This window comes from Sphingomonas sp., from assembly GCF_023266535.1.
Classification (GTDB): Bacteria; Pseudomonadota; Alphaproteobacteria; order Sphingomonadales; family Sphingomonadaceae; genus Sphingomicrobium.
The window spans coordinates 1-3124 of the sequence record NZ_JAHFPY010000117.1 but is presented as its reverse complement, the minus strand read 5'-3'; the positions used below and the strand labels follow the sequence as shown (position 1 = coordinate 3124).

Here is a 3124-nt window from a genome sequence, read left to right as displayed (position 1 = left end):
CGCTGCCGAACTCGACCAGAAAGCCGTCGCCCATCACCTTGAAGATGCGGCCCTTGTGCTTGGCCACGGTCGGATCGAAGAACTCGCGCCGGTGCTGGCGCAGCGCGCCGAGGGTCCGTTCTTCATTGGCTTCCATCAGGCGGCTGTAGCCGACGACGTCGGCCGCCATGATCGCCGCCAGCCGCCGTTCAAGCTGTTCCTCGCCCATGCCCCAACCCCGCGCTTCGACCACAGCCTAGTCGATTTCAGGGCGGAAGGGAAATGTCTCGGCGGCGACGGGCCGGCAAAGCGGACCCGGCGCTACCGGATGAGATCCAGCACCTTCTGCCAGCGCGGTTGGCCGTGCAGCGGTTCGAAGTCGGAGTCGTTCAGGATCCACGCCTTCATGTCCGGATTGCTCTGCGGCATCAGCGCCTCAAGCAGGTCAAGGGCGTGATCGATCTCGCCGCAAAGGCTGTAGAAGCAGGCGACATTGTAGCGGGCCATGACATCGTCCGGATCGATGGCGAGCGCACGTTCCGCCCAGCCCTTCCCTTTTTCCGCATCCCCGAGACCGACATATACGCCCGCCAGCAGATAGGCGGCGCGCGCGTTCTCGGGATTGGCGGCGAGCGCGCGTTCGGCCCGTTCCGCGCCCCGGCGCAGCGCCCGCTCCTGATCCTTCACTCGCCCCTGAGCGCGATAAATCGATGCCGGCAAGATGCAGGACTGGAAATCATCGGGCTTGACCTCGGCGGCGCGCTCCCAGTGGACGGCGGCCTCGTCGAGCTTGCCCCGCACAAAACACGAGCGCGCCCGGAAGTAGTGGGCTTCGAACAGGTTCGGGTTGCCAGCGATGGCCTGTTCGAATTCCCTTTCAGCCTCGTCATACCTCTGTCCGGCCGACAGGGCCAGGCCGCGTGACGCTCGGGCTTCGGCAAGGCCGGGATCGAGGTCGAGCGCCTTGGCGCAGTTGGCGAGGATGCCGTCGAGGGAGGCACCTTCGCTGTAGTCGAGATAGAGGAAGGAATCGCAATCGGCCACCCCGGCATAGGCGCGCGCGTAGAGGGGATCGAGTTCGATGGCCTTGGCAAACATCCGCTTGGCCATCGCGTAATAGGATTTCGAGCCGCGATGAAAAAGCTCCCGCCCCTTGAGATAATAGGTGTAGGCCTCGACATTGCCGGTCGGCGCCTGGGCGATGGCCTGCTTCTCTTCCGGCAGGAGATTGACCTTGAGCTGATCGACGATGGTATGGGTGATCTCGTCCTGGATGGCGAAGATATCGGTCAGGTCGCGGTCGTAGCGGTCGGCCCAGACATGGCCGCCGGTCGCGCCTTCGATCAGCTGGGCATTGATCCTGACCCGGTTGCCGGCCTTGCGGACAGAGCCCTCGACCACAAATGCGACCCCCAGATCCTTGGCGATCCGGTCCATGTTGACGGCCTTGCCCTTGTAGGTGAACACGCTGTTGCGGCTCAGCACGAACAGGCCCGAGACCTTGGACAGGTCGGTGATGATATCCTCGGTGATGCCATCGCTGAAGAACTCCTGCTCGGGGTCGTTGCTCATGTTGGCGAAGGGCAGGATCGCCACCGAGGGTTTGTCGGAACGGACTTGCGGCGCGCCGCTGGCGGCAACTTGAGGGCTGCCGTTCGGCGCGGCATCCGCCATATTGACGAAATAGACATGGACCGGCTGAGCGATGTTCTTCACCGTCTTGTCGCCCTGGTCGAGGAACTCGATCTCGAGCTTGTTGCCGACCTGGTTGCGCACCACTGCCGAACAGGCGATGCCGCCCGGCGAGGCCAGCCCTTCGAGCCGCGCCGCCAGGTTGACGCCGTCGCCGTAGAAATCGTCGCCCTCGACGATGATGTCGCCGAGATTGATGCCGATGCGGAACTTGATGTGGCGGTCCTCGGGCACGCCGGCATTGCGCCCGGGCATGCCGGCCTGGATTTCCACCGCGCAGCGCGCCGCGTCGAGGACGCTGCCGAACTCGACCAGAAAGCCGTCGCCCATCACCTTGAAGATGCGGCCCTTGTGCTTGGCCACGGTCGGATCGAAGAACTCGCGCCGGTGCTGGCGCAGCGCGCCGAGGGTCCGTTCCTCGTTGGCCTCCATCAGGCGGCTGTAGCCGACGACGTCGGCCGCCATGATCGCCGCCAGCCGCCGTTCAAGCTGTTCCTCGCCCATGCCGCCCTCCCCCGATCTTCTTGGAGGTATTTCTACGCCAGTCGACGGTTATTAGCTAATGCCATCTCGGCGGCATGCCGGAGGGCCGCGACGGGTCAGCGCCCCCTGGCACCGCAGCAGCCCTGACGAAAACGGGGGCCACCGGCCCCCGCTTGCTTCCGGTTCCGCCAGAGCCTCACACGCTGAGGCAGATGTACTTCAGCTCCAGGTAATCCTCGATCCCGTGGTGGCTGCCTTCGCGCCCCAGACCCGATTGCTTGACGCCGCCGAAGGGGGCGAGCTCGGTCGAGATCAGGCCGGTGTTGACGCCGACCATGCCGTATTCGAGCCCTTCCTGGACGCGGGTGATGCGGCCGATGTCGCGGGCGTAGAAATAGGAGGCAAGGCCGAAGATCGTGTCGTTGGCGCGGCGGATGACCTCTTCTTCGGTGTCGAACTTGAAGAGGGGGGCGAGGGGGCCGAAGGTTTCCTCGTTGGCGACTTTCATGGCCGGCGTCACGCCGGTCACCACCGTCGGTTCGAAGAAGGTGCCGCCCAGGGCGTGGCGCTTGCCGCCGGTGACGACCTTGCCGCCGCCGGCGAGCACGTCGGCGATATGTTCCTCGACCTTCTCCACGGCGCTTTCGTTGATCAGCGGGCCGGTGGTGACGCCGGCCGTCAGGCCGTCGCCGATGCTGAGCTTGCCGACCGCTTCGGCCAGCTTGGCGGCAAAAGCATCATAGACCCCGGCCTGCACATAGATGCGGTTGGCGCAGACGCAGGTCTGGCCGTTGTTGCGGAACTTGGAGATCATCGCGCCTTCGACGGCGGCGTCGAGGTCGGCATCGTCAAAGACGATGAAGGGGGCGTTGCCACCCAGTTCCATCGAGCATTTCAGCACCTGATCGGCGGCCTGTTTCAGCAAGATGCGGCCGACTTCCGTGGACCCGGTGAAGGTCAGTTTGCGGAT

Annotated in this window: 2 protein-coding genes and 1 pseudogene; all 3 read right to left on the bottom strand. The window is 64.8% G+C overall.

The features are described 5' to 3' along the window. Positions 1-208 (bottom strand): annotated as a pseudogene (locus tag Q0C64_RS13315) (hypothetical protein); the annotation flags it as partial. 92 nt (positions 209-300) lie between these two features. Then, positions 301-2175, bottom strand: coding sequence for an adenylate/guanylate cyclase domain-containing protein (locus Q0C64_RS13310; RefSeq protein ID WP_294124325.1), 1875 nt, complete (start codon positions 2173-2175; stop codon positions 301-303). A 175-nt stretch (positions 2176-2350) separates the two neighbouring features. Next, on the bottom strand, positions 2351-3124 hold a 774-nt coding region (locus Q0C64_RS13305), incomplete at its 5' end, for an aldehyde dehydrogenase family protein (protein WP_294124324.1).

Excerpts from the sequence above, each read along its gene's own strand:
- Q0C64_RS13310 (WP_294124325.1), bottom strand. The coding sequence starts at position 2,175 with ATGGGCGAGGAACAGCTTGAACGGCGGCTGGCGGCGATCATGGCGGCC.